Source organism: Verrucomicrobiia bacterium (assembly GCA_019634635.1).
Lineage (GTDB): Bacteria > Verrucomicrobiota > Verrucomicrobiia > Limisphaerales > UBA9464 > UBA9464.
Window position 1 is genome coordinate 236277 of sequence record JAHCBB010000003.1, and the last position, 25351, is coordinate 261627.

Here is a 25351-nt window from a genome sequence, read left to right on the forward strand (position 1 = left end):
GGGCGGCCGTTCATTCAGATGGCAAAATCGTTGTACTCGGGGCGGACGGGCTCCAGGGGCGGGTGCAACATGCCGGCGGCGACCGTGGCATTGATCCCGGGTTCGACGAGGATGAACGCCCCGGTCATGCGGTTGGTCGCATACCCGTCGAACACCAACGGTCTTCCCGTTTTCAACCGGATCTCCCCGATGTCGTTCATCACCAGATCCGCCGGCTCCGGCTCCGGTTCGTAGGTGGCCACGTGGATGCGGTTCTCAATCGAGGAGACCACCGCCGGCACGGTCTGTGTGCCGTGCTTCAGCAGGAATTTGCGCCCACGCACCAGTGGCCGCGGATGCATCCAGCAAATCCGGGCCTGCAGCTCCGAATTCAATCCAGGCAGCGACTCCATGCCCACGATCGTGTCCCCACGGCTGACATCGAGGTCATCATCAAGCACCAGGGTCACCGACTGCGGACAGAAGGCCTCGTCGAGCGGCCCGTCGAGGGTCCAGATCTGCCGGACCGTGCTCTTCCATCCGCCCGGCAGCACCATCACCCGCTGACCCACCCGGACGATGCCGCCGGCGATCTGGCCGCTGAATCCCCGAAAATCGTGGAGCCGCGGGTCCCGGGGTTGATGCGGCCGGTTCACCCACTGCACGGGCAGGCGGAACGCGGCCAGATTCCAGTCACTGCCGATGTGCACGGACTCCAGATGGCCGAGCAGCGTCGGTCCGGGGAACCATGGGGTGTGTCGGGACGGCTCAACGACATTGTCCCCGTTCAGCGCGCTCATGGGGATGAACTTCACGTCCTTGATGTCCAACCGGGGCAGGAAGGTTTCAAACTCGGCCCGGATCTCCAGGAAACGCGCCTCCGACCAGTCCGCGAGATCCATCTTGTTGACCGCAATCACGAGGTGCGGGATGCGCAGGAGCGATGCGATGCACGTGTGGCGGCGGCTCTGCTCGATGACACCCTGGCGCGCATCCACGAGAACCACCGAAAGGTTCGCGGTGGAGGCTCCGGTGACCATGTTGCGCGTGTACTGCACGTGTCCCGGAGTGTCCGCCACGATGAACTTCCGCCGCGGGGTCGCAAAGTAGCGGTAGGCGACGTCAATGGTGATCCCCTGCTCACGTTCGGCGCGCAGCCCGTCGGTCAGGTTTGCCAGATTGATCTGGCCCCCACCGGTCAGATCCGCCGACCGCTCCAAGGCCTCGATCTGATCCTCCATCAGGGACTTGGAATCGTAGAGCAGCCGCCCGATGAGCGTGGACTTGCCGTCGTCCACGGAACCGCAGGTGTTGAAACGAAGGAGCTCGATGGTGTGGACGGCAGTCGTCATCAAAAGTACCCGGCTTTCTTGCGATCCTCCATGGCCGCTTCGCTGGCCCGGTCATCGGCCCGCGAGCCCCGCTCGGTGACCCGGGCCGCCGCCACCTCCGCAATGATGTCCTCCACACTCGAGGCCGGACTCTCCATCATGCCGGTGCTGACCATGTCGGCAATGGTGCGGACCCGGACCACGAGGGTCTTGACCGTCTCATTGGGGCGCGGCCGGGCGCCCGCGTAGGGATCGGGACGGTTCGCGTCGGTGTGTGGTGGCGGCAGGGGCAACCATTGCCCGCCGCGGCGGAAGCATTCCCTCGTGTGGCTGAAGTAAATCGAGGGAACCTCGAGCCGCTCCCTGCGGATGTATTCCCAGACGTCCATCTCGGTCCAGTTGGAGAGGGGGAAAACCCGCATGTTTTCACCCGGGTTCAGCCGGGCATTGTACAGGTTCCATATCTCTGGCCGCTGGTTCTTCGGATCCCACTGCCCGAAGGCGTCCCGGAAACTGAAAAACCGCTCCTTGGCACGCGCCTTCTCCTCGTCCCGTCGCGCACCGCCGATGCAGCAGTCGAAATGGAACTCCTCAATGGCCGCCAGAAGCACTGGAATCTGCAGCTGATTGCGGCTCACCTGGCCCGGAGTCGGTGTTGCGATGCCGCTCGCGAAGGCGTCCTCGACCGACCGGACAAGCAGCCGCGCCCCCAGTTCCCGTGCCCTCCGGTCCCGAAATTCGATCAACTCGGGAAACTCGTGTCCGGTCTCCACGTTGAGAAATGGCATCGGAAGCTCCGAGGGGCGGAAGGCCTTCTCGGCGAGCCGCAGCAGGCAGATGGAATCCTTGCCACCGGAAAAGAGCAGCACCGGACGCTCGAATTCCGCAGCCACTTCGCGGAGCACATGGATCGCCTCGGTCTCCAGGTACTGGAGATGGTCGAGATGGTAGCTGCTCATCCGGCCTTCTCCTGCCCCACCGCCATGGCCTTCGCCCCCCACGCGGCATGGAGGCCGCACTCGCGCTTTTCGTCCGCCTTGGCCGGGTCGAAATAATCCCATTCATTCGGCAGATCGTGCTCCCTCAGGTAGGCCTCCATCTGCCCATCCGTCCAGTGGAACAGCGGGCTCACCTTGAGCACACGGAAGCCAGGGTCTTCGGTCACCAGATCCCTCCCGGCACGATTCGGATTCTGGACCCGCCGCAGGGCGGTGAACCAGACCGCAGGAGCCAGCTCCCGCATGCCGCGCTGGAAGGGCTCCAGCTTCATGGTGGTGCTGAACGCCTTGATCTGCTCCTCGTGCTCCGGCGACGGCTCGGGCGCACCCCCGTGGAGCGCGTCGTAATGGGCCGCGGTCATGCGGGGCACGTACGCATGGATCTGGAGATCCAGGCGCCGCCGCAGGTCCTCGGCATGCCGGTAGGTCGCGGGCCGGTTGTATCCGTGGTCCACCCACAGGACCGGGATGGCGGGCACCACCCGCGTCACCAGGTGGAGAAGCACCGCCTCAAACGGGCGGAAATTCGTGGAAATCACGGCACGTCCGCCCGATCGCGAGACCGCCCATCGGATGACCTCGATCGGCGGCTGGTTGCGCAACTGCGCATTGATTTCCGGCAGGAATTCCTCAGGCATGAGCACTCGGGGGGAAGGGATCAAACAGGACCGGTTCCGTTCTGGCTGGAGGGCACCCAAAGAGTCCGCGCCACCCAATCCCCGAACCGTTCCGACGGCTGCCGCTCGGCGGCATAACGCTCCAGGAGCGGCCGGAGTTCGGACAGAATCTCGGCGTCCTTGACCATCTCCTTCCACACCCGGTTCAGGCGGGTTCCGTTCTGGTTGCCACCCAGCCAGACCTGGTAGCGTCCCGGTGCCTTGCCGACGAATCCGATCTCGGCCATGTAGGGCCGCGCGCATCCGTTCGGGCAACCGGTCATCCGGATCACGATTTCCTGTCCGCCCAGCCCCAACTCCGCACACAGCGCCTCGATCCGGGTCAGCAGGCCCGGCAGGTACCGCTCGGATTCGGCAAGGGAGAGACCGCAGGTGGGCAGCGCCGGACAAGCGATGGCCGCCGCATGCAGCACCGAGGCCGGGGGGTCCGTGCACACTCCGTGCCCCGCGAGGAGCGCCGTGATCCGCTCCCGTTCCGCGTCCGCGACACTTGCCAGCAATACGTTCTGGTTTGCCGACAGGCGAAACTCCACCGAGGGAAACTGCGCCGCCACCAACCGGAGAGCGGTCTTTAATTGATGCCCCCCGTCATCCCGGATGCGCCCCATGGAGACGAACAGGGTGACATACCATGTGCCGTCGAGCGCCCGCTGCCAGCCGTAGGTGTCGTTGGTGGTGGTGAACGCATACGGACGCTCCGGTGCCAGGGTGAGCTCCGCGCGACGTTCCACCTCGGCCTTGATGAACGCCGTGCCACGCTCCTCGACGACATACTTGAGGCGCGCGTGCTTGCGGTCCGAGCGATCCCCGAAGTCCCGATGGATGGTGAGCACCGCCCTCGCAACCTCGACGAGCCGTTCCCGCGGAAGAAATCCCAGCACCGTCGCCAACCGGGGGTAGGTGGCTGCATTGCCGTGGCTGCGACCCATGCCGCCGCCGACTGCCAGATTGTACCCGACCACCCGTCCCCCCTCGACCACCCCGATGAATCCGAGGCAGTTGGTGAAGATGTCCATGTCGTTGGACGGTGGCAGCACGAAGGCCACCTTGAACTTCCGGGGCAGGTACTGACGACCGTACAGCGGATCCTCAAAATCACGGTTCTCCGGCGCTTCCAGGTTCAGCTGCACGCCATCGAGCCAGATCGAATGATAGGCCTGCGTCTTCGGCAGCAGGGCGTCGGAAACCCGCCGGGCGTCCTCGTACAACTCCTGCCGGGCCGTCGTGCCTGCCGGCGTCGGGGCCGCCATCACGTTGCGGTTCACATCGCCACACGCTGCCAGGGTGTCGAGCATCGCGGCATGGATCCCCTTCATGAGGGCGCCAAGCCCGGACTTCGCCACCCCATGCCACTGAATGCTCTGCCGGGTCGTGATCCGGAGGGTGTTGTTGCCATAACGCGAGGCCAGGTCATCAAACGCAATCCACTGCGCGGCATTGAGCACCCCCCCGGGGATCCGGCCCCGGATCATCATGATATGCACCTTGCCCTGCTTTCGCCGGTCCCGGTCGTCTTGCTGGTAGATCCCGTGGAACTTCAGAAACTGCTCGTCATCCGAAGAAAAGCAGTCCGCAGCCGGATCCGAAAGCGTCGCCGCAATCGTCCCGGCCAGCGTCGGCACCGCGATCTTCAGCTGCTCATTCCTGGTCAATACCTTCGATTCCGTGGCTCCCGTCGCATCAGCGGTCATAACTTCAGTTTCCCGATAAGGTTTGGGATGATGAATCGAGATGGGCGAGATTCCAAGAGGAATCGCGGGGAGGAGACACGCCACGTTGCGGGCCCCCCGGGGACGCACGTGGAGCCGCCGGACCTGACCGCTTGCACCCCAAAGGCGTTGGCGTAGCCTCATGGGCGGCTCGACCCATGGTCGTTGCCTGATGTCCACCATGATCGTTCCTTCGCGCCTTCACTATTTCGACAACAATGCCACGACCCGGGTCGCCCCCGAGGTGGTCGAGGTCATGGTCCCATTCCTGAGCGAACTTTGGGGAAATCCCTCCAGTGCCTACATGTTTGGCTCGCAGGTTCACAAACATGTCGAAATGGCCCGCGAAAGGGTCGCGGCGCTGGTCCATGCGGATCCCAAGGAGATCACCTTCACGAGCTGCGGCACCGAGTCCAACAATGCGGCCATCCACAGTGCCCTGGCGACCACCGGCAAGCGGCACGTGGTCACCACCGCTGTCGAGCACAGTGCCAATATCAATTTCTGCGAGTTTCTCCAGAAACAGGGCCACGAGATCACATGGCTTCCGGTCGAACCCGATGGCTCGCTGGACCTCCATCGCCTGGAGCAGGCCATCCGACCCGACACGGCCATCGTCTCCGTGATGTGGGCCAACAACGAAACCGGGGTGATTTTCCCCATCGAGGAGGTCGCGGCCCTCTGCCGCTCGAAAGGGGTCCTTTGCCACACCGACGCCGTGCAAACTCCAGGAAAGCTCCCGATTGATGTGAGGCAGCTCGGCGTGGACTTTCTGTCTTTGAGCGCCCACAAACTGCACGCTCCGAAGGGAATCGGCATGTTGTACGTCCGGCGCCGCACCCGCTTCGCCCCCTACGTCATCGGCGGTCATCAGGAACGGGGTCGCCGCGGTGGCACGGAGAACGTGGCCAATATTGTTGCGTTCGGCCGGGCGGCGGAACTGGCGATCGCCTCGCTGGCCGATGAAAATTCGCGGGTCCGTGGTCTCCGCGACCGGCTGGAGAATCACATCCTCAGCCACATCCCGAACACGGTGCGCAATGGCGGCAAGGAACCCCGGCTGCCGAACACCACCAACATCGCCTTCGATTTCGTCGAGGCCGAGGCCGTGCTCATGATGCTCGACCTCGTGGGAATCTGCGCCAGTTCCGGCAGCGCCTGCACCACCGGCTCCCTCGATCCGTCCCACGTCCTCACCGCCATGGGCGTCAGCCCCATGCGCGCCCGCGGCTCCCTCCGGTTCAGCCTCGGCATCTACAACACGGATGAGGACGTGGATTACCTGCTCAAACACCTGCCCCCGATCATCGAGAAGCTGCGCAGCATCTCCCCGTTGAGTCCGGAACATCCGGACAACGACGCCTACGACGTCGCGGGAGCCCGTGCCAAGCACGAGCAGGAACTGGCCGTCGCCCGGGCGGACGACGTGGTCGGAGCCTGATCCGGCGCCCCGTCCCGCCTCAGACACCCCGGGTGTGATGGCGGATGTCCACCGCCTCCATGCCTGCGGCGCGAATCGCCTCGAGTCCGAGATCGGTGTCCTCGTAGGCACGGCACAACGCCGGCGCCACACCGAGACGTCGCGCCGCTTCCAAGAAGATGTCGGGGGCCGGCTTCTGGCGGACCACGTCTTCGTTGGTCACCACGGCGCCGAACCAGTCCAGGATGCCCAGATGGCCGAGCACCCGGGTGATCGCCGTCCGCGACCCGCCGCTGGCGACGCCCATCGGGATGCGGCCTCGATGCTCCGCCGCAATCGCGATCACCTCTTCGACCGGACCGATGTGCGAAAACCTCCGGAAGTAGGCCTCCTCCTTCTCCGCGGCGAAGGCCAGGGGATCAATCTCGGTGCGCCCCTGCTCGGAAGCCAGCAATCGCACGATGTCCCGGGTCGGCACGCCCCCGAGCGAATAGAAACGCTCCTCGGGAAATTCCAAGCCGTACCGGGCGGTGACCTCCCGCCACGCCTCCCAGTGGACCGGCATAGTGTCCGCAAGAGTGCCGTCACAATCGAAGATCAAGGCTTGGGGGAATTCGGGCATGGGATTCATCGGCAACAGGAGTGGGTCTCGGAAGGCGGCATCAGGGGCGTCCGCCCCGGTCAATTCAACCTCGCAAGGCGGCATTGAACATCGTGGGCCATCAGCGGTTCGATCACCGGATCGAGGTCACCGTCCATCACCGCGCTGAGATTGTAGAGTGTCAGGTCCACCCGGTGATCCGTCACCCGATTCTGGGGAAAGTTGTAGGTGCGGCTCTTCTCGCTGCGCTCCCCGGTGCCCACCTGGGACTTCCGCTCCGCCGCGTATCGGGCGTCCTCCTCGGCCCTTCGCCGCTCCAGGAGCCGGGACCTCAGGACGGTGAGCGCCTGCTGCTTGTTCTTTTGTTGCGAGCGTCCGTCCTGACAGCGCACCTCGATGCCCGACGGTTTGTGAAAGAGCCGCACTGCCGAATCGGTCGTGTTGACCCCCTGGCCCCCGTGACCGGAGGCGCGGCAGACGTTGATTTCCAAATCCTCCGGGCGGATCACCACATCCACCTCCGCCGCCTCAGGCAGCACGGCCACCGTGACGGTACTGGTGTGAATGCGCCCCTGGGCCTCGGTTGCCGGCACCCGCTGAACGCGATGAACGCCCGACTCGTACTTCAACCGCTTGAAGACATCCTGACCCGTCACGCTGACGATCGCTTCCTTGCACCCCCCAAGATCGGACGGGCTGAGGTCCAGAATCTCAAACCGCCATCCCTGCTGCTCCGCGTAACGCTGGTACATCCGGAGCAGATCGGCGGCAAAGAGGGCGCTTTCGTCGCCACCGGCCGCACCCCGGATTTCGAGGATCGAGTTTCGGGAATCGGCCGGGTCGGGAGGCACGACGCCCTCCTGGATGCGGCGGGACAGGCGGCGCTCCTCCGCCTCCAGGCGACCGATCTCCTCGCCCGCCATCGCCGCCAGCTCGGAGCCGGCCGGTTCGCCGTCGCGAAGCGCGCGGTTGTTCGCCAGCTCGGCCTCGACACGCTCCAGAGCATCCCCGGCTTCGACGAGCTCCCGCAGCCGGGCATGCTCGCGGGTCAATTCCTGCCCCCGTTGCGGCTGCGCAAAGGCATCCGGAGCGCTCAGCCGGGCCTCCACCTCGGCAAACCGCTCACGAAACCGCCGGACGAACAGATGCAGATCCATCGGAAGGCTCGATCGTGGGACTTGACACCGCCGTCACACCGGAACGCGCGGCCCAAAAAGAAAACCGCCCGGCGGCTGTCGCTGCAGCCGGCGGGCGGTGATCTGGAGGGCCGCTACTTCTTCTTCCGGGGGCTGACCGCAGCCTTCGCCGCCTGCATTTCCGCCGTCTTGGCGGCCCGCTGCTGGAACTTGTCCACGCGGCCGGCGGTATCCACAAACTTCTGCTGCCCGGTGTAAAACGGATGCGTAAACCCGCTGATGCCCATGAGGTACAGGGGGTACTCCTGCCCGTCCTCCCACGCTGCGGACAACGACGTGTTGGCACAGGAACGGGTCAGGAAGGATTGTCCGGAAGCCGAGTCCCGGAAGATCATCAACCGGTAATTCTTGGGGTGCGTTTCTGCCTTCATTTCGAGCCGGACGACCGTACCGATGGGAGAAAGGCTGACAAGCGCGATTTCAACGTTCCGGACACCTGAATTTGGAAGGACTCAAGGATTGACTCGAGAAACCGGGTCGGTAGCCTGCGCGACTCCGCTTTCGCTGCGGGCTCCGATTCCATGAAACGACAGTACCAGCCTTCGAAGATCCGCCGCGTCCGCCAGCACGGTTTCCGCGCGCGGATGGCCACCAAGGGCGGCCGCGCCAATATCGCGAACCGCCGGCGCCAGGGCCGCCGCCGCCTCACCCCGGTCTGATTCCGTCCCGGTTTCGCCTGATGTCCGCGACTCCCGGAAGCCGGTGGCGGCTGGGCCGTCGTCACCGGCTGCGTGCCGGCAGGGATTTCGTACGCCTCAAGGCCGGCGGGCATCGTGTCGTCCAGGGTTGCCTGATCTTCAACTGGCTGCCTGCAGGCCCCGGACCCGACCGCATCGGTCTGGTGGCCGGCCGGTCGGTGGGAGGGGCCGTGGTTCGAAATCGCGCCAAACGCCTGCTTCGTGAGGCCTTCCGGCGCCATCGTCCGGAGTTCGCTCAATCGGTGGACGCCGTGCTCGTCGCCCGCAAGTCCATCGCCGGCCGGGGTTACGCCGAGGTCGAACGCGACTTCCTGAAAGCCCTGCGCCACGCCCGCCTGCTGAAGGGAGCCGTGACGCTGGAAGCGGCCTCCCGCCCCCACCCGGAGCCCGCCGCGTGAACCCGGTCCGGTGGATCCTCATCACCGCGCTGCTGGGATATCGGTGGGTGGTATCGCCGGCAAAGAACGCCCTCCTCGGGCCGTCCGGATGCTGCCGCTTCATGCCGACATGTTCCGACTACGCATTGGAGGCGATCCGCCGTCACGGGGCCGTTCACGGCAGCCGCCTGGCCGTGGACCGGGTTTGCCGCTGCCACCCTTGGGGTGGTGCCGGTCCGGATCCGGTGCCGGAACGGTTGGGGCGGATTTCCTGAAATATTCGCATGGATCGCAAGGGCTTTCTCATCCTCGCTGGCGCGCTGGCGCTGATGCTTTCCTGGTCGTGGCTGGTGAACCGGCTCTACCCGCCTGTGCCCCGCCCCCCGGGGATGACCAACGCACCCGGAATGGCCGCCCCCGGACCGGCAACACCCTCGTCCGCCGCTTCCGCCGGATCCCCGCAATTGTCGCCGGCGGGCGCGGATCCGGCCGTGGTCGCGACCCCGCTGGTGCCCCTGGCAGAGTTGTCGGCAGCTCCAGGCCCGGTGCTCACCCTCGAAAACGCCCAGGTGCGCGCGACCATCACCGCACTCGGTGGCGGCCTCCGCTCGGTGGACCTCAAGGAGTATCCGGCGAGCGTGGGCTGCCGTCAGGACGACCGGGCGATGGCCAGCGAACCGGCCTCACTCAACGACCCCGCGTTTCTTCCGGCGTTTGTGCACCAGGATTCCGCCGAACTCGGCGCGGGGGTGACCTACACCTTGAGCGAACGGGACGGCGTCGTGCGGGCGACGCGGTCCCTGACCAACGGGCTGCGGCTGACCAAGGAGTTCCGGATCGCCAGCAATTACGTCTTTGCCGTCACGCTGCGATGGGAGAACACCGGCACGGCTCCGGTGGCCATCCCGGCGCGCGAACTGGTGATCGGCACCGCGTCGTCGGGAGACCGGACCGAGACCAGCGAATGGCTGGGCGCGCACTGGTTTAACGGGGCGGACACCACGGTGGTCAACGAAGGGTGGTTCGCGAACCGCACCCTGGGCTGCCTGCCGGGCACACCGCGTTCGGAATACGTGGCGGGCGCGAGCAACGTGGTGTGGGGGGCGGCCAACAACCGGTTCTTCACCATGATCACGGTGCCGGAATCCCCGGCCGACCGCATCGTCGTGCGCGACTTCGCGCTGCCGAAGCCCGCGCCGTCCGAACTCGAGGCCAACGGACGCCTCAACCCCAACCCCCGTGCACTGCAGACGGCGCTGCTGCTGCCGCCGCCCGTGCTGGCCCCCGGGGCCTCGCTGGAGCAGCAGTTCAGCCTGTACGCGGGACCGAAGGAATACTTCACCCTCTCCCGGATGGGCAACAACCTGGAGGCGGTGATGGACCTCACCGGGTTCACCGGGTTTTTCGCCAAGGGCCTGCTGCTCAGCCTCAACGGCCTCCACCAGTTCATCCCCTCGTACGGCTGGTCCATCATCGCCCTCACCGTGATCATCAAGGGCCTGTTCTGGCCGCTGACCGCGTTGAGCACCCGCTCGATGAAGCGGATGCAGGCGATCCAGCCCGAGCTCCAGGCCATCCGCGAAAAGTACAAGAGCGACCCGAAGCGGATGCAGGAAAAGACCATGGAGTGCATGAAGCGCCACAAGGTGAACCCGGCGGCGGGCTGCCTGCCCATGCTGATCCAGTTTCCGGTGTTCATCGGATTCTTCTTCATGCTGCGGACCGCCATCGAACTTCGCGGGGCCGAATTCCTATGGGTGTGCAACCTCTCCGCACCAGACACCCTGTTCATGATCCCCGGGCTGGGCTGGCTGCCCTTCCTCGGCGTTGCCGGTGTCGGGCTGCCCTTCAACCTGCTCCCGCTCCTGATGGGGGCGACCTCGCTGTGGATGGCACATCTGACCCCGATGTCCCCGCAGATGGACCCGGCCCAGCAGAAGATCATGCGCTATATGCCGGTGTTTTTCGTGTTGTTCCTCTACAATTACAGCTCGGGTCTGACGCTTTACTGGACCGCCCAGAACCTGCTAACTGTGTTCCAGACCAAGCTGACAAAAATGAACGACGCGAAGTCCACCCCCCAGCCGGCACCCAAGCCGTCCGCTCCCCGCAAACCCTAGCCCGTCGTTCCCCGTGACCCCTCCCTCCATGCCACCCGAGACCGAACCGCCCCGCCTCGATCCCAAGGTCACGCTCCAGGAACTGCTGGCCACCCTCGGCTTCGAAATCACGGTGGAGGAGCGTCCGATGGACGACCAGATCCTCCTTGATATCCAGACGGACGATCCGGGACGGCTGATCGGACGCTCGGGCCAGACGCTCAGCGAACTCCAGTTCCTGCTCAACAAGCTGGTCTTTCACCATGACGCCCGGATTCCAAAAATTGTCCTCGACGTCTGCGGCTACCGTCAGCAGGCGCGGGAGCAGCTGGTCCGGCGGGCGCTGGAGACCGCGGAGAAGGTTCGGCGCTGGGGTGATGTGCTCGAACTGGAGCCGATGAACGGATACGACCGCTGGGTCGTCCATCAGGCGCTCAAGGACGATCCCGATATCGAGACGTCCAGCGTCGAGGTGGAGGGCAGCGACAAGAAGGTGATCCTGGTCCGGCCCCGACGGCGCTGACCGCTTGCCGGCACCGCCCGCCTCCCACCGTCTCACATTAGCGACCCGAACATCACGGTTCCAAGGCCACGGGCAGGTTCACCTGACCCGGTCGGCCCAGGTAGTAAAGCAGGTCCCGGATCTGCTGGTCCTCCAGCGGCTCCAACAGCCCCTCGGGCATCATGGACAGTTCGCCCGGCTCGATCCGTTCGATTTCACCGGACGCCACCACCACCACCTCGTTCGCAGTCTGCAGCCGCAAGCTGGTGGCGTCCCGGGACTTCAACACGCCCGTCAGCGTGCGGCCGTCCCGGGTCTCCACCGTGGTGGCCCGGAATTCGTTGGGGATGACTGCATTGGGATACAGGATGTTCTCAAGGAGGTAGCCGAGGTCCCCGCGGTTGGCCCCGGTGATGTCCGGCCCCACATCGCCGCCCGAATCAAAAAGGCGGTGGCATTGGGCGCAGATCTGGTTGAACACCGCCCGCCCACGGGAGGCGTCCCCTGGCTGGGATCCCCCCGCCCAGTAGAGGCGCCGAACCCGCTCGATCTCCGCAGCCATGTCGGGGCTCGTCTCGTGGACCACGCCCCAGAGTTCCGTCAATTGGGTCGCCAAGGCCGCATCCTTCAGGCTCCGCAACTGCCGGACCAGGTCCGCGCTCAGTTCAGACTTCGGCACCCGCCCGGAGGCGACGGCTTCCAGCAGTGGACGGGCATAGCCCGGTCGCGAAGCCAAGGTATTGAGGGCATCGCGACGCGCCCCAGGTCCGAGGCGCGGGTAAACCGCCAGGATGGTTTGTGGCGTCGCCGGATCGTCGTAGGCGGCGAGACCCTTGAGACAGGACGCGACCACCGCCGGGTCCTCCAGCAACCCCTGAAGCAACGCGGGGAGTTCGGGATCCCGGACGGCCAGCAACGACTCCAGCGCCACACGTCGCGCCACCGGGCCGGCGGCGGGATCGCCGGCCACAGACCTCAGGGTTTCGCGCGCCCGACCACTGCCGAACTTGAGCGACAGCGTCTGGGCAAGGGTCCTGATCTCCGGATGGGCATTGGTCGCCAGGCGCGCCTCAACGACCTCCCAGCCGGTCGGCATGGGCTGGCTCCGCCGGTCCGCCAGCGCCGCAGCCACGCCCCGCAGCACGTCGAGCGTCAGTTGGGGATCGTCGGAATCAGCCAGCAGCGCGGTCAATTGCGGCAGCGAATCCGCCGCACATGCCGCGGGGACGGCGGACAGGAAGGCGGCACAGGCAACGGCAACGGGGGCCAGGCGGAAAACGGCGCGTTTCATCGAAAGGTTTCGTCGAAGCCGGTCCGAGTAAGGGATCATTTCGCAGCGAGGTTTCCGGTTGCGAGACGTCGCGCAATCCACTCACGCACCTTGGGAATCCTGGTGGCTTTCAACAGGGCCAGCGCACGATCCGGATCGGTCGCAACCCCGCCTTCTGCGGCATACCAGTAGAGCTTGTGAAGGTTGTGGTCCGAGGCATCCCCGGCGTGCTGTACCAATCCCTGAAGGGTGTCCCAACGCGCCTCCACCGGCATCCGCTGCAGCACGGACGCCATGAAACGGCGCACCACCGGCGACGGCTCGGTCCGGGCACGATCCGCCAGATCGGCCCAGCTCGGGATCGCTCCATCCGAAGCGGGCTGTTCGCCCGCGAGCTGTAGGGACCACGCCCGCACCCACTCGTCGTCCAGGGGCAGGCGGTCGCGAGGCACCGTTCCGGTCAGATGGAGGGCCCAAAGGAGACGCAGACGGGCCGGGGTCTCGGTGGCCTTGGCCAGTTCGCGGAACCATTGCTCCCGCACACCGGCACCGAGGCGGCCGGCAGCCGCCCGCTCCTGCAGCAGCCTCCGGGAATGACGGCTTTTCCACTCATTGCGGGAGGCAACAAGCCCTGCCAGGGCATCGTCGCCAAGGGCCGCCAGGTCCACCGGGGTCCGCGGGGTGTCCTCGTACACGATCTTGTAGATGCGCCCGTTGGACCGGTCATGGCCGTCCGCACGGTTGTGGTGACACTGGTTCCCGTCGTACCAATCAATCACAAACATCGAACCGTCGGGATCCAGCCGCTGGTTCAGCGTCTGGCTCCAGGCATCGTTGAAATTGAGAAAGTCCGGACCATGGCGTCCGACGTATCCAGACCCCTCGGAGACCGGGATGTCGGTGTTGAGGCGCTGACCGTGGATGTTGCCGAGGATCAGCCGGTTTCGATATTCGGCCGGCCAGCTGGTGCCCAGGTAGGCCATGAGGCCGGCATGCGCGTGGCCCCCCCCGTGGGCATCACTGCGCCCGTTCCCCGCGTGGGGCCCGCCCTGGCCCGCATAGTGGACATGGTCCGCCACTGTCGTGATGGCGTCGTACACGTACGGAAACACCGGCTTCCCGCTGCGGGGATCGCGATGGCGGCCGTTGCGGGCGGTCTCCGACGCGTTGAAGCAATAGTGTTCGCCGCCCTGCCGGGTGATCCTCCCGCCCTGCACCATGTGAAACAAGTGCGGGATGACGCACATCTCCGCCCACAAGTTGCCGTGCTCGTCAAAGTCAATGCCCCAGGGATTGGAGCCCCCTTCGGTGAAGATCTCGAACTGGTGCCGCACCGGATGGTACCGCCACACCGCGGCGTCCACCCATTGGCGTGCGGATGGATCGCAGCCCGGCGGGCCCACGTTCGACGGGCAAAACACCCCGTGGCACCCGTACAGCCAGCCGTCGGGACCCCACGTGAAGGTGTTCAAGGTCTCGTGCGTGTCGGCGGTGAAGTTCCATCCATCCAGCAAAATTCGCGGCTCCCCCGCCGGACGCGGCGCGTCGCCATCCGCCACCGGAACAAACAGCAAATAAGGCGCCGCCCCGATCCACACGCCACCAAAGCCATACTCGATTCCTGAGACCAGGTTGAGCCCTTCCAGGAACACGGTCCGACGATCGAAACGATGGTCCCCGTTGGTATCCTCAAATACGAGAATGCGGTCGTGTCCGGCAAACAAGTCCTCCTGGATCTGCGTCGGCGTGGCCTTGGGCGGGGGGCTGCCCACGCGCCGTGGGTAGGTGAGACCCTCCGCCACCCAGAGGCGACCCCGGTCGTCCTCGCAAAACGCGATGGGCTGCACCACCTCCGGTTCTGCCGCCGCGAGGTGCAGCCGAAAACCCGGCGGCAGGGTCGCCGCCTCGACCGCTGCGGCCGGTTCAAGACCCGCGAACAGCACGGTGTCGGCGGGCGGCGGGGGCTCCTGGGCCGGAAGCACTCCCCCGTGGCCCATCAGGGCCATCAGGGTCGCGGCGATCCGGAGCAAACAACAACCGGGGACTCGTTCCATGGCAAACGCAGTGCAGGGGATGATTCCGAACGACGGACAGCGTCACGCGCCACAGCGCCCGGGGCGGGCCGGCTCCGGGTTCTTAAACGGTGACCGACGGAGTGTGCCGGCGACGTGGCGACACGGCAAGGCATCCACTCGATGGCCGGCATTTTCGCAAACCAATTTCGGCTTGGACCCCACCCGGCGCTTCCCTAGTGTCCTCGTCCCCGTGTCCCACGGGAATTCTGCATGGAAAAGGAACGTAAGCTGATCATTGCCGGCAACTGGAAGTGCAACAAGACCGTTGCCGAGTCCCTCGATCTCGTCGCGGACCTCCGTCGTGAACTGGCCGCGGTCAAGGAGGTGGACATCGTCGTCTGCCCTCCATTCACCGCGCTGGAATCGGTGTCCAAGGCCATCCTGGACTCCAACATCCGCCTTGGGGCCCAGAACATGGGGGACCACGGCTATGGCGCGTTCACCGGCGAGATCGCCGCCGGCATGCTCAAGGAGTTCTCCGTTGGCTACGTGATTCTGGGCCATAGCGAACGGCGCCAATACCAGCGGGAATCCGATGCCCTGGTTTCGCTCAAGGCCGCCGCGGCCCACGCCGCCAACCTCGTGCCGATCGTTTGCGTCGGCGAAACCCTCGCGGAGCGCGAGGCCGGCATCACCAACGAGGTCGTGGAAACACAGATCAAGGGCTCGCTCAAGGACCTGACCGCCGGTCAGGTGGAAGACACCCTCATTGCCTACGAGCCCGTCTGGGCCATCGGCACCGGCAGGACGGCCACCAGCGCCCAGGCCCAGGAGGTTCACGCCTTCATCCGCGGGGTGCTGGGATCCCTTTACGGCGAGACCGTTGCCCGGCGTGTGCGGATCCAATACGGCGGCAGCGTCAAGCCGGGCAACGCCCGTGAATTGATGGCGCAGCCGGATGTGGACGGCGCCCTCGTGGGCGGCGCCAGCCTGGAGGTCCGCAGTTTTGCGGACATTGTGAAGAATTCCATCTGAACCATCCAAGTTCCTGCCATGTCGCTGGCGATTAATCTCCTGATGTTTGTGCTCGTGCTGGTTTGCCTCCTGCTCGGGCTGCTGATTCTCATCCAACTGCCCAAGAAGGAGGCGGGCCTTGGACAGGCCTTCGGCGGCGCGGCCACCGAGGCGCTCTTCGGGGCGGGCTCCGGCACGGCGCTCACCAAGCTGACGAAATACAGTGCCGGCGCCTTCCTCATCCTGTGCGTGCTCCTGGCGTGGATGAATGCACAACTGGCCCGCAGCCGAAACCTGGGAGTGGAGCGGGCACTCAAGGCCGCCAGCGCCCCGGCTGTCCTGCCCCAGACTCCGGCAGCCACGGTGGGCGGAGAGCCCGCCCCGCTCGTCCTCACCCCCGAGGCCTTCCCGGTCGAGCCCGCCCCGGTGCCTGCCGCGGATCCAACCAGTCCCGAGCCGGTGACCCCGGCACCAACACCGGATCCCTGACGGGGCGCGGCCGCCCCTTGATTCAACTCGGTGGCCGGCGCATCCTCGCCCGTGCCCACCGTGCCGGCAGCGACGACCATCACCGCCGGGCGTCCCGGGAGGCGTCCGGCCCTCCCGGCCGCGACCGGAGAACTCCCCTTCGCGTTGGTCGTCGCGCTGTGCACGGTTCTCCTTGCAGGGTGTTCCCCGGAACCCAGGGCAGACCTGGTGATCCACAATGGATCCGAGATCGAAACCCTGGATCCCCACGTGCTCACGGGGATGCCCGACGGACGGGTCAGCGGTTCGCTGTTTGAAGGGCTGACCCGGTTTGATCCGCGGACCGGACGGGCGATGCCGGGATTGGCCAGTCACTGGGAGGTGTCCGCGGACGGCCGCCGCTACACCTTTCACCTGCGAACCAACGCGGCATTTTCGACGGGGGAACCCATCCACGCCGACGATTTCGTGTGGTCCTGGCGGCGGGCCGTGGACCCCGCCACGGCGGCCGACTACAGCGGGTTCTTCTTCTATGTCGAGGGCGGACAGGCACTGGCCACCGGAGCCTCGACCAATCTCGCCGAACTCGGCATCCAGGCCGTGGACCCGCACACCGTGACCGTGGATCTGGTCAATCCGACGCCATTTTTTCCGGACCTGTGCGCGATGCGGATCATGGCCGTGGTCCCCCGCCGGACGATCGAGGAACACGAGGACCAGTGGGTGCGTGCGAGTCCCCTGCCCTGCAGCGGTCCGTATGAATTGGTCTCCTGGCGGCCCAACGACCGGATCCGGGTCCGGCGAAACCCTTTCCACTGGGATGCCGCGGCCGTGGGCTGTGACCGGGTAGATTTTCTGGCGGGCGATTCGCCCGCCGCCGCACTGAACCTCTACCTCACCGGCGACATAGACTTCCTGATAGACAAGGTGGTCATTCCGACCGAGCTGGGCGACGTCCTGGTGCGACGTCCCGATTTCCATGCCTACGCCTACCTCGCCACCTATTTCCTGCGGTTCAATGTCACGCGAAAACCCTTCGATGATCCCCGGGTCCGCAAGGCCATCGGCCTGGTGGTGGATCGCCGGCGGATCACGGAGCGGATTACGCGCATGGGGGAGCGTCCGGCCAGCGCACTGACCCCCCCCGGCACCGGCGGCTACGAGCCGCCGGCGGGACTCGGCCACGCCGCGGTGGCGGCACCGGACCCGGCCGCCCAGGCGACGGCGATGGCTGAGGCGGTAGCCGAGGCGCAGCGACTCCTCGCCGAGGCGGGTTACCCCGGTGGGAACGGTTTCCCGCCCTTCACCTACATGTACAACGCCGGAGGCGGCGGCGGGGCGCTCCTGCACGAAAACATCGGCGTGGAACTGCAGACGCGCCTTCGGGAGCATCTTGGCCTGCGCGTGGAGCTGCGTCCCGTGGAGTGGAAGACCTACCTCTCCGAAATGTCCCGGCTCAATTACGACATGATCCGGGGCTCATGGGTCGGGGACTATCAGGATCCGACGACCTTTCTGGACTGCTTCCTTTCGGACAGCGGCAACAACCGCACCGGCTGGCGCAACGAGCGCTACGATGCCCTGCTGGCATCCGCGGCGGGTGAGGCCGATCCGGAGATCCGGTTCGACCGGTTGCGGGAAGCGGAGACGCTCCTGGTTCGCGATGAGGTGCCCCTGCTGCCCCTCTACACCTACGTGGGTCTGTTTGCCTACGATCCTGAAAAGTGGGAGGGAATCCACGAGAACCTGACCGACCAACATCCGGTCTGGGCCATCCGGCGACGCCAGGCCGCGGCGAACCCGTCCGCGCCCTGAATCCATGTATTTTCTCCGGCGCCTCCTGTTCCTGTTCCCGCTGACCCTCGTCATCGTCACGCTGGCGTTCTTCCTGGTGCGGGTGGCTCCCGGCGGCCCGTTCGATCGCGAACGGCGTCCAGCATCCCCCGCGGTCGAACGCGCCCTGGCGGCGAAGTATCACCTCGATGAGTCGCTCATCTCCCAATACCTGCGGTTTTTGGGGCTGAAGTGGGAACGCGGACCGGACGGCGCGTGGCGCCGTGCACCCGGGGGACTCCTCACCGGCGACCTTGGGCTGTCGCTCAAGTACCGGAATCACACCGTGGCCGACATCATTCGCCAGGGATTGCCCGTCTCCCTGGCCCTCGGCGGCCTGGCCTTCCTGTTCGCAATGGGATTCGGCGTCCCGATCGGATTCCTCACCGCCGTGCGCCGCGGGGGGATCGCCGACTGGGCCGGCAGCCTGGCGGCGTTGCTGGTGATCTGTGTGCCGGCGTTTGTGATCGGCCCCGTGCTGATCCTCCTGCTGGCGCTCCGGGCCGGATGGTTTCCCGTGGGGCTTTGGGGAACCCCGGCGCACGCGGTGTTGCCCATGATCGCCCTGGGACTGTACTTCGGCGGCCGCGTGGCGCGCCTCACCCGGGAGGGCATGGGACAGGCGTTGCAAAGCGAGTTCGTGCGCACCGCCCAGGCCAAGGGGGTGGGCACCGCCGGGGTGCTGCTCCGCCACGCCCTTCCCCTTGGAGTGATGCCCGTGGTCTCCTACAGCGGCCCCATGCTGGCCGACCTGCTCACCGGTTCCTTCGTGGTGGAGAACATCTTCCAGATCCCGGGAATCGGCGTGTTCATGGTCAATTCCTCGCTCAGCCGGGATTACACCATGGTCGTGGGCCTCGTGCTGCTCTACGCCCTGCTGCTGCTGGTGCTCAATCTCGCGGTGGACCTCGCCTACAGCCTGCTCGATCCGCGCGTGCGTCATGAGTAGTCCCGCCATGCCATCGGACGCCGTGGCGCGTCCGCTCACCCCCAACCAGCAGGCGCTGCGCCGCCTCTGGCGGCACCGTCCCGCGATGATCTCCGCCGCCTGGCTTGCCATGATGATCCTGCTGGCGCTGCTTGTCCCGTGGTGGAGCCCGTACGGCACCGGACAGGGCTCCGACCTGCAGTTCTCCGCTCCGGACCGCACCCACTGGTTTGGCACCGATGTGCATGGACGCGATGTGTTCACGCGCGTTTTTGCCGGCACGCGCATCTCCCTGCTGGTGGGTGCGGTCGGCGCCGGGGTCAGCCTGGTGATCGGCGTCTGCTGGGGGTTGGTGGCCGGCTATGCCGGCGGACGCCTCGATGGAGTGCTCATGCGGATCGTGGACGTCCTCTATTCGCTGCCCAGCATCGTGTTCGTCATCGTGCTCATCACCACACTGGAGGGCCATGTGAAGCGCTGGGTGGGCTCCTGGGCGCCCGACCTCGTACCCACCGCCCGCCTGCTGTTCCTGTTCGCCGGGCTGGGAGCGGTCTCGTGGCTCACCATGGCGCGCATCGTTCGCGGACAGGTGCTGTCGTTGCGGACCCGTCCGTTCGTCCTGGCCAGCCAGTCGCTGGGGGCCAGCCATCGGCGCATCCTGCTCCGGCACATCCTGCCCAATGTCCTCGGGGTCATCATCGTGTACCTGACCCTCACCGTTCCGGCGATCATCCTGTACGAGAGCTTTCTGAGTTATCTGGGTTTGGGCATCCAGCCACCCGACGCCAGCCTCGGGACGCTGATTGCCGAGGGCGCCGCGCAGATCAATCCGCTGCGGGTCTTTTGGTGGCTGATCGTCTGGCCGGGCGCCCTGCTCGCCCTGACGCTCCTTGCGTTGAACTTCCTCGGCGACGGCCTGCGGGATGCCCTGGATCCGCGCCAGGGCTGAGCCCGCCCGGTGTCACGGAGCCGGCAGCCGGCGGACCGCCAGGTTGTCGAACCGGATCGGGGTGCCGGCGAACGGCATGCCCCAGACGGACGCCTTTCCCGCAGGCTGCACCCGGGTCTCGTCGAAGGTCAGCAGGGGTTCGGTTGGCGCCTCGGCCGATGCCGCCCAGGCGGTGCCCGGGCTCTGCCCCGCCACACAGTCTGTCCCCCTCTGAATCCCGATAAACACTGCCCCGATGTCGCATAATCATGCGACATGACGACTACAGCGTTCTCCTAAAGAATCGGATTCAATAACTGATCAGCGATGATCCCCAAAGCACTTCGGTTCAAATGCCACCCCCCCAATGAACACAAATCAAACAAAGGCGTTCTCGACCACTGCCGTCGTCCTGCTGCTCGGACCGCTTCTTGCTGGCTGTGCCAAACTCGATTATGTTAAGGTCCCGACGCCAACACAATACAGTACGTGGACCGATGCGCAGCAACGCGCTGCCGACAACATGCAGGGAGTGCGATACTACTTGCCCAGGCCGTTCCTCCATCTTAAACAGTCAACGCCCGTGAGTCAGCGAACGGGTTTGGTCAGCTATCGCTGGGACTCGGAATCGGAGAGTTACGTCCTTGAACTCCCTGAGCTTTCTCAGACGTGGCTGCGCAAGATCGCGCCCCGAAAGATTTCACTCACCCAGGCCGCGGCTCTCATGCTCCATTTGCCGCCGGAAGGACCTCGCAAGACTGGGGGAATAGCTGGGACCGTGCCGCAAAGTTTGACCACTCCGGGCGGCGAGACTCCGGAGCCCTCGCGCACAGATTCAAGCGGATCGTCAGGACCGGATACGGCGTCACAACCACCCACTACGCCAAGTGAAATCAAAGCGCGGACAGGATTCATCAACAATGAGGATCCAGTCACCCGACTTGGTGACCGGATGGACATTGTCTACCTCCCCGACTTCGAAGAACAGTTTGTAATCAGATCGCAGACCGGCCTCGGCAAAGCCGACATCGAGACCAGGCTTCGCAACGGATGGGCTGCGGAAACATTCTCCCAGCAAGCCGACAACTCAACACTCATTCCTTACGTGATTGATCAGGTGAGCAAGGCCTCTGATGCCGCGGCCAACATTTTCATGACATGGGCACCTGCAGCCGCAGGATTGCCACCGGGAATCACCAAAGTTCCAGCCGAGGCGCTCGCCCGCATTGCAAAGAATAAGCTAGAAGGTGGAAACTCCGGCGGGGAACCGGGCGCCATCGGACAAGACGTGCTTGGCGGTATCCTGCTCATCAAGGTTTCAGAAGTGAGGATCGCGCAGCCCGGAATCTACCCCATCCTCAAACCCCGGGAGATTCGCCAATGGTTGCATGGCCAGCCTCAGATTTCAAACGATCCTGATCTGGCACTTGACGTCTTGATTATGAGTTCCGGTGTGCCATGGATCCGGTCTGACATGGCATTTATTCCGTGCCCTCCAGTTACCATGATCGGCTTCAATACAACCAGTGACGTATTTATTGCTCCAGCGACCTCGCCGGTTGCAGTCGCCAGCAATTCCAGCAGCGATGGTGACAACGCAACCAGCGAGCAACCCAGGCTCAGTCTGGCGACGAAGCTTTTCGATCCAAAGAATGCGGAGAATTTTTGGACCAAATCGATCAGTGACCGTATTGAATTGAAGGACTCCACCGTTTCGAATGCGAATGGAAGGAACGGGAACCATTTTGAGATCACTGTAGCCGTCAAGAATGGACAATCGCTTGCTGAAGAGGAGGTTCTTGGCGCATTCAAGGCGCGGTTCAACAACCCGGGAATCAACTGGACGGCCGCAAGAAACGCTGCTGATTCCTCAATTACAATCACCGGAACTGAGACCATCCAGACATTGCTAGAGCAATTTAAATGACAATTCTCAGAACATGAGTAAACGACATTCAGGTCCCAGTGCGAAACGCATGATCAGGTTGGCGGAGGCGCGGCTTAAGGATCATCCATCTGTTGTTGGTTGGGGCTTTGGAAGCAAGCTCCTCCAAAACTCAAATCTGCTGGCCCGGACCAAAACTGGGCATCTGGTGCCGTGCATTCATGCCTTTGTCAAGTTGAAGCGGAGAAACCCTCCGCCAGGTGGCAGAATTGCTCAAACTGTTGCAGGATGGATCGGGCCGGAGGGTCAACGAAGTCGCGTGCGCACCGACGTGGTAGAATCCACACGATTAAAGCCGGAATTGCTGGTCAAGCAGGAAACAGGACGGGCAAGGAATATCACGGTTGACGATGCCCTTTTGGTGGGACGTCTTTTCGGATTTCGCCCGGCTCCGGGTGGAGCCTCGCTCAACAGCACCTCGATCGGCACCGTCGGAGGAATCTTCGCCACGCAGAAAGGGGAGAAGTACGCGCTATCCGCCGGGCATGTCTTTGTGGATACATGCGCAGCGGCATGGGAGCAGTCGAATGAGGGCGTGTTATACCGAAGGGGGTTTTACCCTCATGCCTTGACGCCCACTCAACTGAAACCTCGGATCCTGGGAAGACGCCCGGAGTTTAGAGATGCGACAGTTGTCCGACTTCTGGGCCGAACTTTGCCGGAGCCTCGCAATTGTGGCTGGCCGCCAGAATTTACGGGCGATTTTGCAACCGCAGAGGACGTTGCAATGGCTTCGAGACTCAATCGAGCATCTGAAGGCTATGTTTGGGTGGAGCGCGATGCCGGAGTAAGTCGCCGTGTTCAGATTGAGGTATTTTCGACATCTGAAAAGCTCGAATATCAGCCGGAGTGGTGTTCCCGTTCCGCTCCAATTCAATTCACATCATTGTTCGCCTATACATATCCATTTTTGCATGGAAGTGACGGGAATCCTGCGAACGAACCTTATTGCACCATTGACGGTGACAGCGGAGCCGGCGTTTTCATCAGGGACTATAGAAACCCATCCACTTGCAAGTTGCTCGGTGTTCATGTAATGAAAAGCTACGATTCAAGAAATCGAGTGATGGGGCTTGCCGTCGGTGTTGCAGATTTGATCGAAAACATATTGCCCGGAGCGGTTCCGTATGGCAATGCTAGGTTGTCACCCGCATAATTCCGGGTCAAATTTGGCTCAGGACTGCTGACCGTTGCGTTGAATTCCACATCGGTTACAAGCCTCCTGGCATCGTCGCGAGATGAGTTCGCTTCAATCGTAACGGGTTTCGAGGCGAGATCCGGGGGAGTGGTGGCATGAAGCGATCACGGCCTTTCCACGGTTTCAGGAATCCGGAGGCTTCTGGGTTCGCGTCTTTCTCACTGACTGAACAACTTCCTCGGGGACGGCCTGCGGGATGCCCTGGATCCGCGCCAGGGCTGAGCCCGCCCGGTGTCACGGAGCCGGCAGCCGGCGGACCGCCAGGTTGTCGAACCGGATCGGGGTGCCGGCGAACGGCATGCCCCAGACGGACGCCTTTCCCGCAGGCTGCAACAGGGTCTCGTCGAAGGTCAGCAGGGGTTCGGTTGGCGCCTCGGCCGATGCCGCCCAGGCGGTGCCCTCCAGGCGGAACGTGGACTCCCCGGTTTTTCGCAGCGCGAGCCTCAAATGGGTCCAGGTCCCGCTTTCCCAGGCATAGGGGGCCGTCGCAACCACGAGATCGCCACGCAGAAGTTCCACGGCATTCTTCGCCGGGGCCACCTGAAGGCGGTAGCCACTGGCCCCGTTGAGCCCAAGTCCGAAGGTGGGGAACTTCCGTCCGCTCTTCGTTCCAAAAATGGTCGCCGTGGCCTCGACGCCCGAGGGCTGGTTGGAGCCGAACAGGAAGCCAAAGGACTCCAGAGGCGCACCTGGCAGTTCCGCAAAGCGATTGCCGCCGTCCTCTCGCACTTCGAACAGGCCGTCGAGGACCAGATAGTCGTCAGGGAGCGGCCCCGGTTCCACCTTGGAAAAATCCTCGGCAAACAGGATTTCCGCAGCACACACGCGGGCCGTCAGCAGTCCCGCGATCATCCCCAGCACCAGCACGTTCATCGCCGATCAGGCTAGTGGGCACCAATCCGTCCGGCAACCGGCACGCCACCGACACGTCATGGCGATCCACCGGGCGGCCCCGCGTGCCTCCGCGGAGGCTCCCCGAGCAATGCGATCCCCGAGGAATGCCATTGCCAGATCCGCGAAAACCGGTGTCCGTTACGCTCATGACGGCTCCCAACTTGTGCACGCTTACCGCGCTGCTCCTGCTCGCGACGCTCGCGGGTTCGGCACACGGCCGCGCCGCGTCCGCGGACGACACGACACGCCGGCAGCCGTACCTCCGGGCAATGGAGTCGGTCATGGGATCGTTTCCCGGCGCCGAGAAACGGGTTCCGCTGGAGGTGCGGATCGAGGGTGAAGAGGTCGTGGATGACGTGGTGCGCCGGCAGATTTCGTACCAGAGCGAACCCGGCTCGCGGGTGCCGGCATTCCTGCTCCTGCCCCTCGGGGCAGCGGCGGCGGGCGCGGGCGCGGACCGGCGATTCCCGGGCGTCCTGGCCCTCCACCAGACCCATCCGGCCGGACGCCGCGTCGTCGTGGGCTTGGGCGACTCGCCCGACGACGAATATGGCTTCGAACTGGCGCGGCGCGGCTATGTGGTGCTCGCTCCGCCGTATCCGCACCTGGCGGACTATGCGCCCGACCTGCAGGGCCTCGACTACGCGAGCGGCACCCTGAAGGCCATCTGGGACAATGTGCGCGGACTCGACGTCCTGGCCTCCCTGCCCGCAGTGCGCACCAACGGGTTCGGCTGCATCGGGCACTCGCTCGGGGGTCACAACGGCCTGTTCACCGCGGCGTTCGATCCGCGAATCCGGGTGGTGGTGTCGAGCTGCGGACTCGACTCGTTCCGCGACTACTACGACGGGGATCCAGCGGTCTGGCTGCCGGGGAAGGGCTGGTGTCAGGACCGCTACATGCCCCGGCTGGCAGCCTATCGGGGGCGCCTCGCAGAAATCCCCTTCGATTTCCCGGACGTGCTGGCGGCGATCGCCCCGCGCCGGGTGGTGATCTTCGCGCCCGAAGGCGATGACAATTTTCGCTGGCGAAGTGTGGACCGTGTCGCCTCGGAGGCCCGGGCGCTGGCGTCCCGCGATGGCGTGGATTCGGATCTGACGGTGGAGCATCCGAAAACCGGCCACCGGTTCCCACCCGACGTCCGGGCCCACGCCTACCGCATGATGGACGCCGTGTTGAAGGCCGATTGACCGCCTGGGCGGACTCGGGAGGGATCCCTCGGGCGCCCCGCGATGGGGACGCCACGACGCGCGAGCGTTGACGGTCGGTTG

24 protein-coding genes and 1 pseudogene are annotated in these 25351 nt (G+C 64.8%); 14 read left to right on the plus strand and 11 right to left on the minus strand.

The annotated features are described in order from the left end of the window. Nucleotides 1-14: 14 nt before the first annotated feature. From KF791_03475 to KF791_03490, 4 genes are read right to left on the minus strand one after another with little or no spacing between them, the layout of a single operon-like run. Nucleotides 15-1331: a sulfate adenylyltransferase gene (locus KF791_03475; GenBank protein ID MBX3731636.1), complete on the minus strand. Its 1317-nt coding sequence runs from the start codon at nt 1329-1331 to the stop codon at nt 15-17. Beyond that, the gene (locus KF791_03480) at nt 1331-2269 is read right to left on the minus strand and encodes a sulfate adenylyltransferase subunit 2 (protein MBX3731637.1); all 939 of its coding nucleotides are present in this window, start codon (nt 2267-2269) and stop codon (nt 1331-1333) included. The genes KF791_03475 and KF791_03480 overlap by 1 nt, the downstream gene beginning before the upstream one ends. Beyond that, a complete protein-coding gene (locus KF791_03485) occupies nt 2266-2946 on the minus strand; it encodes a phosphoadenosine phosphosulfate reductase family protein (GenBank protein MBX3731638.1) in 681 nt (226 codons plus the stop codon). Before KF791_03485 ends, KF791_03480 begins: the two co-directional genes overlap by 4 nt. Before the next feature lie 20 nt (nt 2947-2966). Then, nucleotides 2967-4676: an NADPH-dependent assimilatory sulfite reductase hemoprotein subunit gene (locus KF791_03490; protein ID MBX3731639.1), complete on the minus strand. Its 1710-nt coding sequence runs from the start codon at nt 4674-4676 to the stop codon at nt 2967-2969. A gap of 199 nt (nt 4677-4875) precedes the next feature. Here KF791_03490 and nifS point away from each other — a divergent pair, with 199 nt between their 5' ends. Then, complete coding sequence (nifS, locus tag KF791_03495) at nt 4876-6135, plus strand: cysteine desulfurase NifS (GenBank protein ID MBX3731640.1); 1260 nt, start codon at nt 4876-4878, stop codon at nt 6133-6135. A gap of 19 nt (nt 6136-6154) precedes the next feature. Here the strand turns inward: nifS and KF791_03500 are convergent, their stop codons facing one another. From KF791_03500 to KF791_03510, 3 genes are all read right to left on the minus strand, one after another. Continuing rightward, on the minus strand, nt 6155-6736 hold the full coding sequence (locus KF791_03500) for an HAD-IA family hydrolase (GenBank protein MBX3731641.1): 582 nt from the start codon (nt 6734-6736) through the stop codon (nt 6155-6157). Nucleotides 6737-6795: 59 nt separating this feature from the next. Continuing rightward, a complete protein-coding gene (prfA, locus tag KF791_03505; GenBank protein MBX3731642.1) occupies nt 6796-7872 on the minus strand; it encodes a peptide chain release factor 1 in 1077 nt (358 codons plus the stop codon). 113 nt (nt 7873-7985) lie between these two features. Beyond that, nucleotides 7986-8282: a type B 50S ribosomal protein L31 gene (locus KF791_03510; GenBank protein MBX3731643.1), complete on the minus strand. Its 297-nt coding sequence runs from the start codon at nt 8280-8282 to the stop codon at nt 7986-7988. Nucleotides 8283-8432: 150 nt separating this feature from the next. Between KF791_03510 and rpmH the strand changes: the two genes are divergently transcribed. From rpmH to KF791_03535, 5 genes are read left to right on the plus strand one after another with little or no spacing between them, the layout of a single operon-like run. Then, nucleotides 8433-8570 carry a 50S ribosomal protein L34 gene (rpmH, locus tag KF791_03515; protein ID MBX3731644.1) on the plus strand — a complete coding sequence of 46 codons (138 nt, stop codon included), beginning with the start codon at nt 8433-8435 and terminating at the stop codon, nt 8568-8570. 20 nt (nt 8571-8590) lie between these two features. Further along, on the plus strand, nt 8591-9007 hold the full coding sequence (gene rnpA, locus KF791_03520; protein MBX3731645.1) for a ribonuclease P protein component: 417 nt from the start codon (nt 8591-8593) through the stop codon (nt 9005-9007). Nucleotides 9008-9027: 20 nt separating this feature from the next. Then, a complete protein-coding gene (gene yidD, locus KF791_03525; protein ID MBX3731646.1) occupies nt 9028-9261 on the plus strand; it encodes a membrane protein insertion efficiency factor YidD in 234 nt (77 codons plus the stop codon). A 9-nt stretch (nt 9262-9270) separates the two neighbouring features. Then, nucleotides 9271-11106, plus strand: a complete 1836-nt coding sequence (gene yidC / locus KF791_03530; protein ID MBX3731647.1) for a membrane protein insertase YidC — start codon at nt 9271-9273, stop codon at nt 11104-11106. A gap of 28 nt (nt 11107-11134) precedes the next feature. Then, nucleotides 11135-11608, plus strand: coding sequence for a KH domain-containing protein (locus KF791_03535; protein MBX3731648.1), 474 nt, complete (start codon nt 11135-11137; stop codon nt 11606-11608). 52 nt (nt 11609-11660) lie between these two features. Here KF791_03535 and KF791_03540 read toward each other — a convergent pair whose 3' ends face one another. Together KF791_03540 and KF791_03545 are read right to left on the minus strand one after the other, a co-directional pair. Continuing rightward, a complete protein-coding gene (locus KF791_03540; GenBank protein ID MBX3731649.1) occupies nt 11661-12878 on the minus strand; it encodes a c-type cytochrome in 1218 nt (405 codons plus the stop codon). 35 nt (nt 12879-12913) lie between these two features. Continuing rightward, nucleotides 12914-14911 (minus strand): hypothetical protein, encoded by a 1998-nt coding sequence (locus tag KF791_03545; protein MBX3731650.1) that lies wholly within the window; start codon nt 14909-14911, stop codon nt 12914-12916. 231 nt (nt 14912-15142) lie between these two features. Between KF791_03545 and tpiA the strand changes: the two genes are divergently transcribed. From tpiA to KF791_03570, 5 genes and pseudogenes are all read left to right on the plus strand, one after another. Then, a complete protein-coding gene (gene tpiA, locus KF791_03550) occupies nt 15143-15907 on the plus strand; it encodes a triose-phosphate isomerase (GenBank protein MBX3731651.1) in 765 nt (254 codons plus the stop codon). An 18-nt stretch (nt 15908-15925) separates the two neighbouring features. Further along, nucleotides 15926-16159 (plus strand): annotated as a pseudogene (gene secG / locus KF791_03555) (preprotein translocase subunit SecG). Between the two features lie 267 nt (nt 16160-16426). Continuing rightward, nucleotides 16427-18169 carry a peptide ABC transporter substrate-binding protein gene (locus KF791_03560; protein MBX3731652.1) on the plus strand — a complete coding sequence of 581 codons (1743 nt, stop codon included), beginning with the start codon at nt 16427-16429 and terminating at the stop codon, nt 18167-18169. A gap of 4 nt (nt 18170-18173) precedes the next feature. Then, entirely contained in the window at nt 18174-19136 is a 963-nt protein-coding gene (locus tag KF791_03565) for an ABC transporter permease (GenBank protein MBX3731653.1), read from the plus strand. Next, the gene (locus KF791_03570; protein MBX3731654.1) at nt 19129-20064 is read left to right on the plus strand and encodes an ABC transporter permease; all 936 of its coding nucleotides are present in this window, start codon (nt 19129-19131) and stop codon (nt 20062-20064) included. The genes KF791_03565 and KF791_03570 overlap by 8 nt, the downstream gene beginning before the upstream one ends. 12 nt (nt 20065-20076) lie before the next feature. On the opposite strand, the gene KF791_03575 is transcribed toward KF791_03570, so the two are convergent. Then, complete coding sequence (locus tag KF791_03575; protein ID MBX3731655.1) at nt 20077-20259, minus strand: hypothetical protein; 183 nt, start codon at nt 20257-20259, stop codon at nt 20077-20079. Between the two features lie 151 nt (nt 20260-20410). Here KF791_03575 and KF791_03580 point away from each other — a divergent pair, with 151 nt between their 5' ends. Next, nucleotides 20411-21970 carry a hypothetical protein gene (locus tag KF791_03580; protein ID MBX3731656.1) on the plus strand — a complete coding sequence of 520 codons (1560 nt, stop codon included), beginning with the start codon at nt 20411-20413 and terminating at the stop codon, nt 21968-21970. 277 nt (nt 21971-22247) lie between these two features. Next, the gene (locus tag KF791_03585; GenBank protein ID MBX3731657.1) at nt 22248-23144 is read left to right on the plus strand and encodes a hypothetical protein; all 897 of its coding nucleotides are present in this window, start codon (nt 22248-22250) and stop codon (nt 23142-23144) included. 276 nt (nt 23145-23420) lie between these two features. Here the strand turns inward: KF791_03585 and KF791_03590 are convergent, their stop codons facing one another. Continuing rightward, entirely contained in the window at nt 23421-24059 is a 639-nt protein-coding gene (locus tag KF791_03590; GenBank protein MBX3731658.1) for a hypothetical protein, read from the minus strand. 167 nt (nt 24060-24226) lie between these two features. Between KF791_03590 and KF791_03595 the strand changes: the two genes are divergently transcribed. Next, nucleotides 24227-25270, plus strand: coding sequence for an alpha/beta hydrolase (locus tag KF791_03595; GenBank protein ID MBX3731659.1), 1044 nt, complete (start codon nt 24227-24229; stop codon nt 25268-25270). Nucleotides 25271-25351 lie beyond the last annotated feature (81 nt).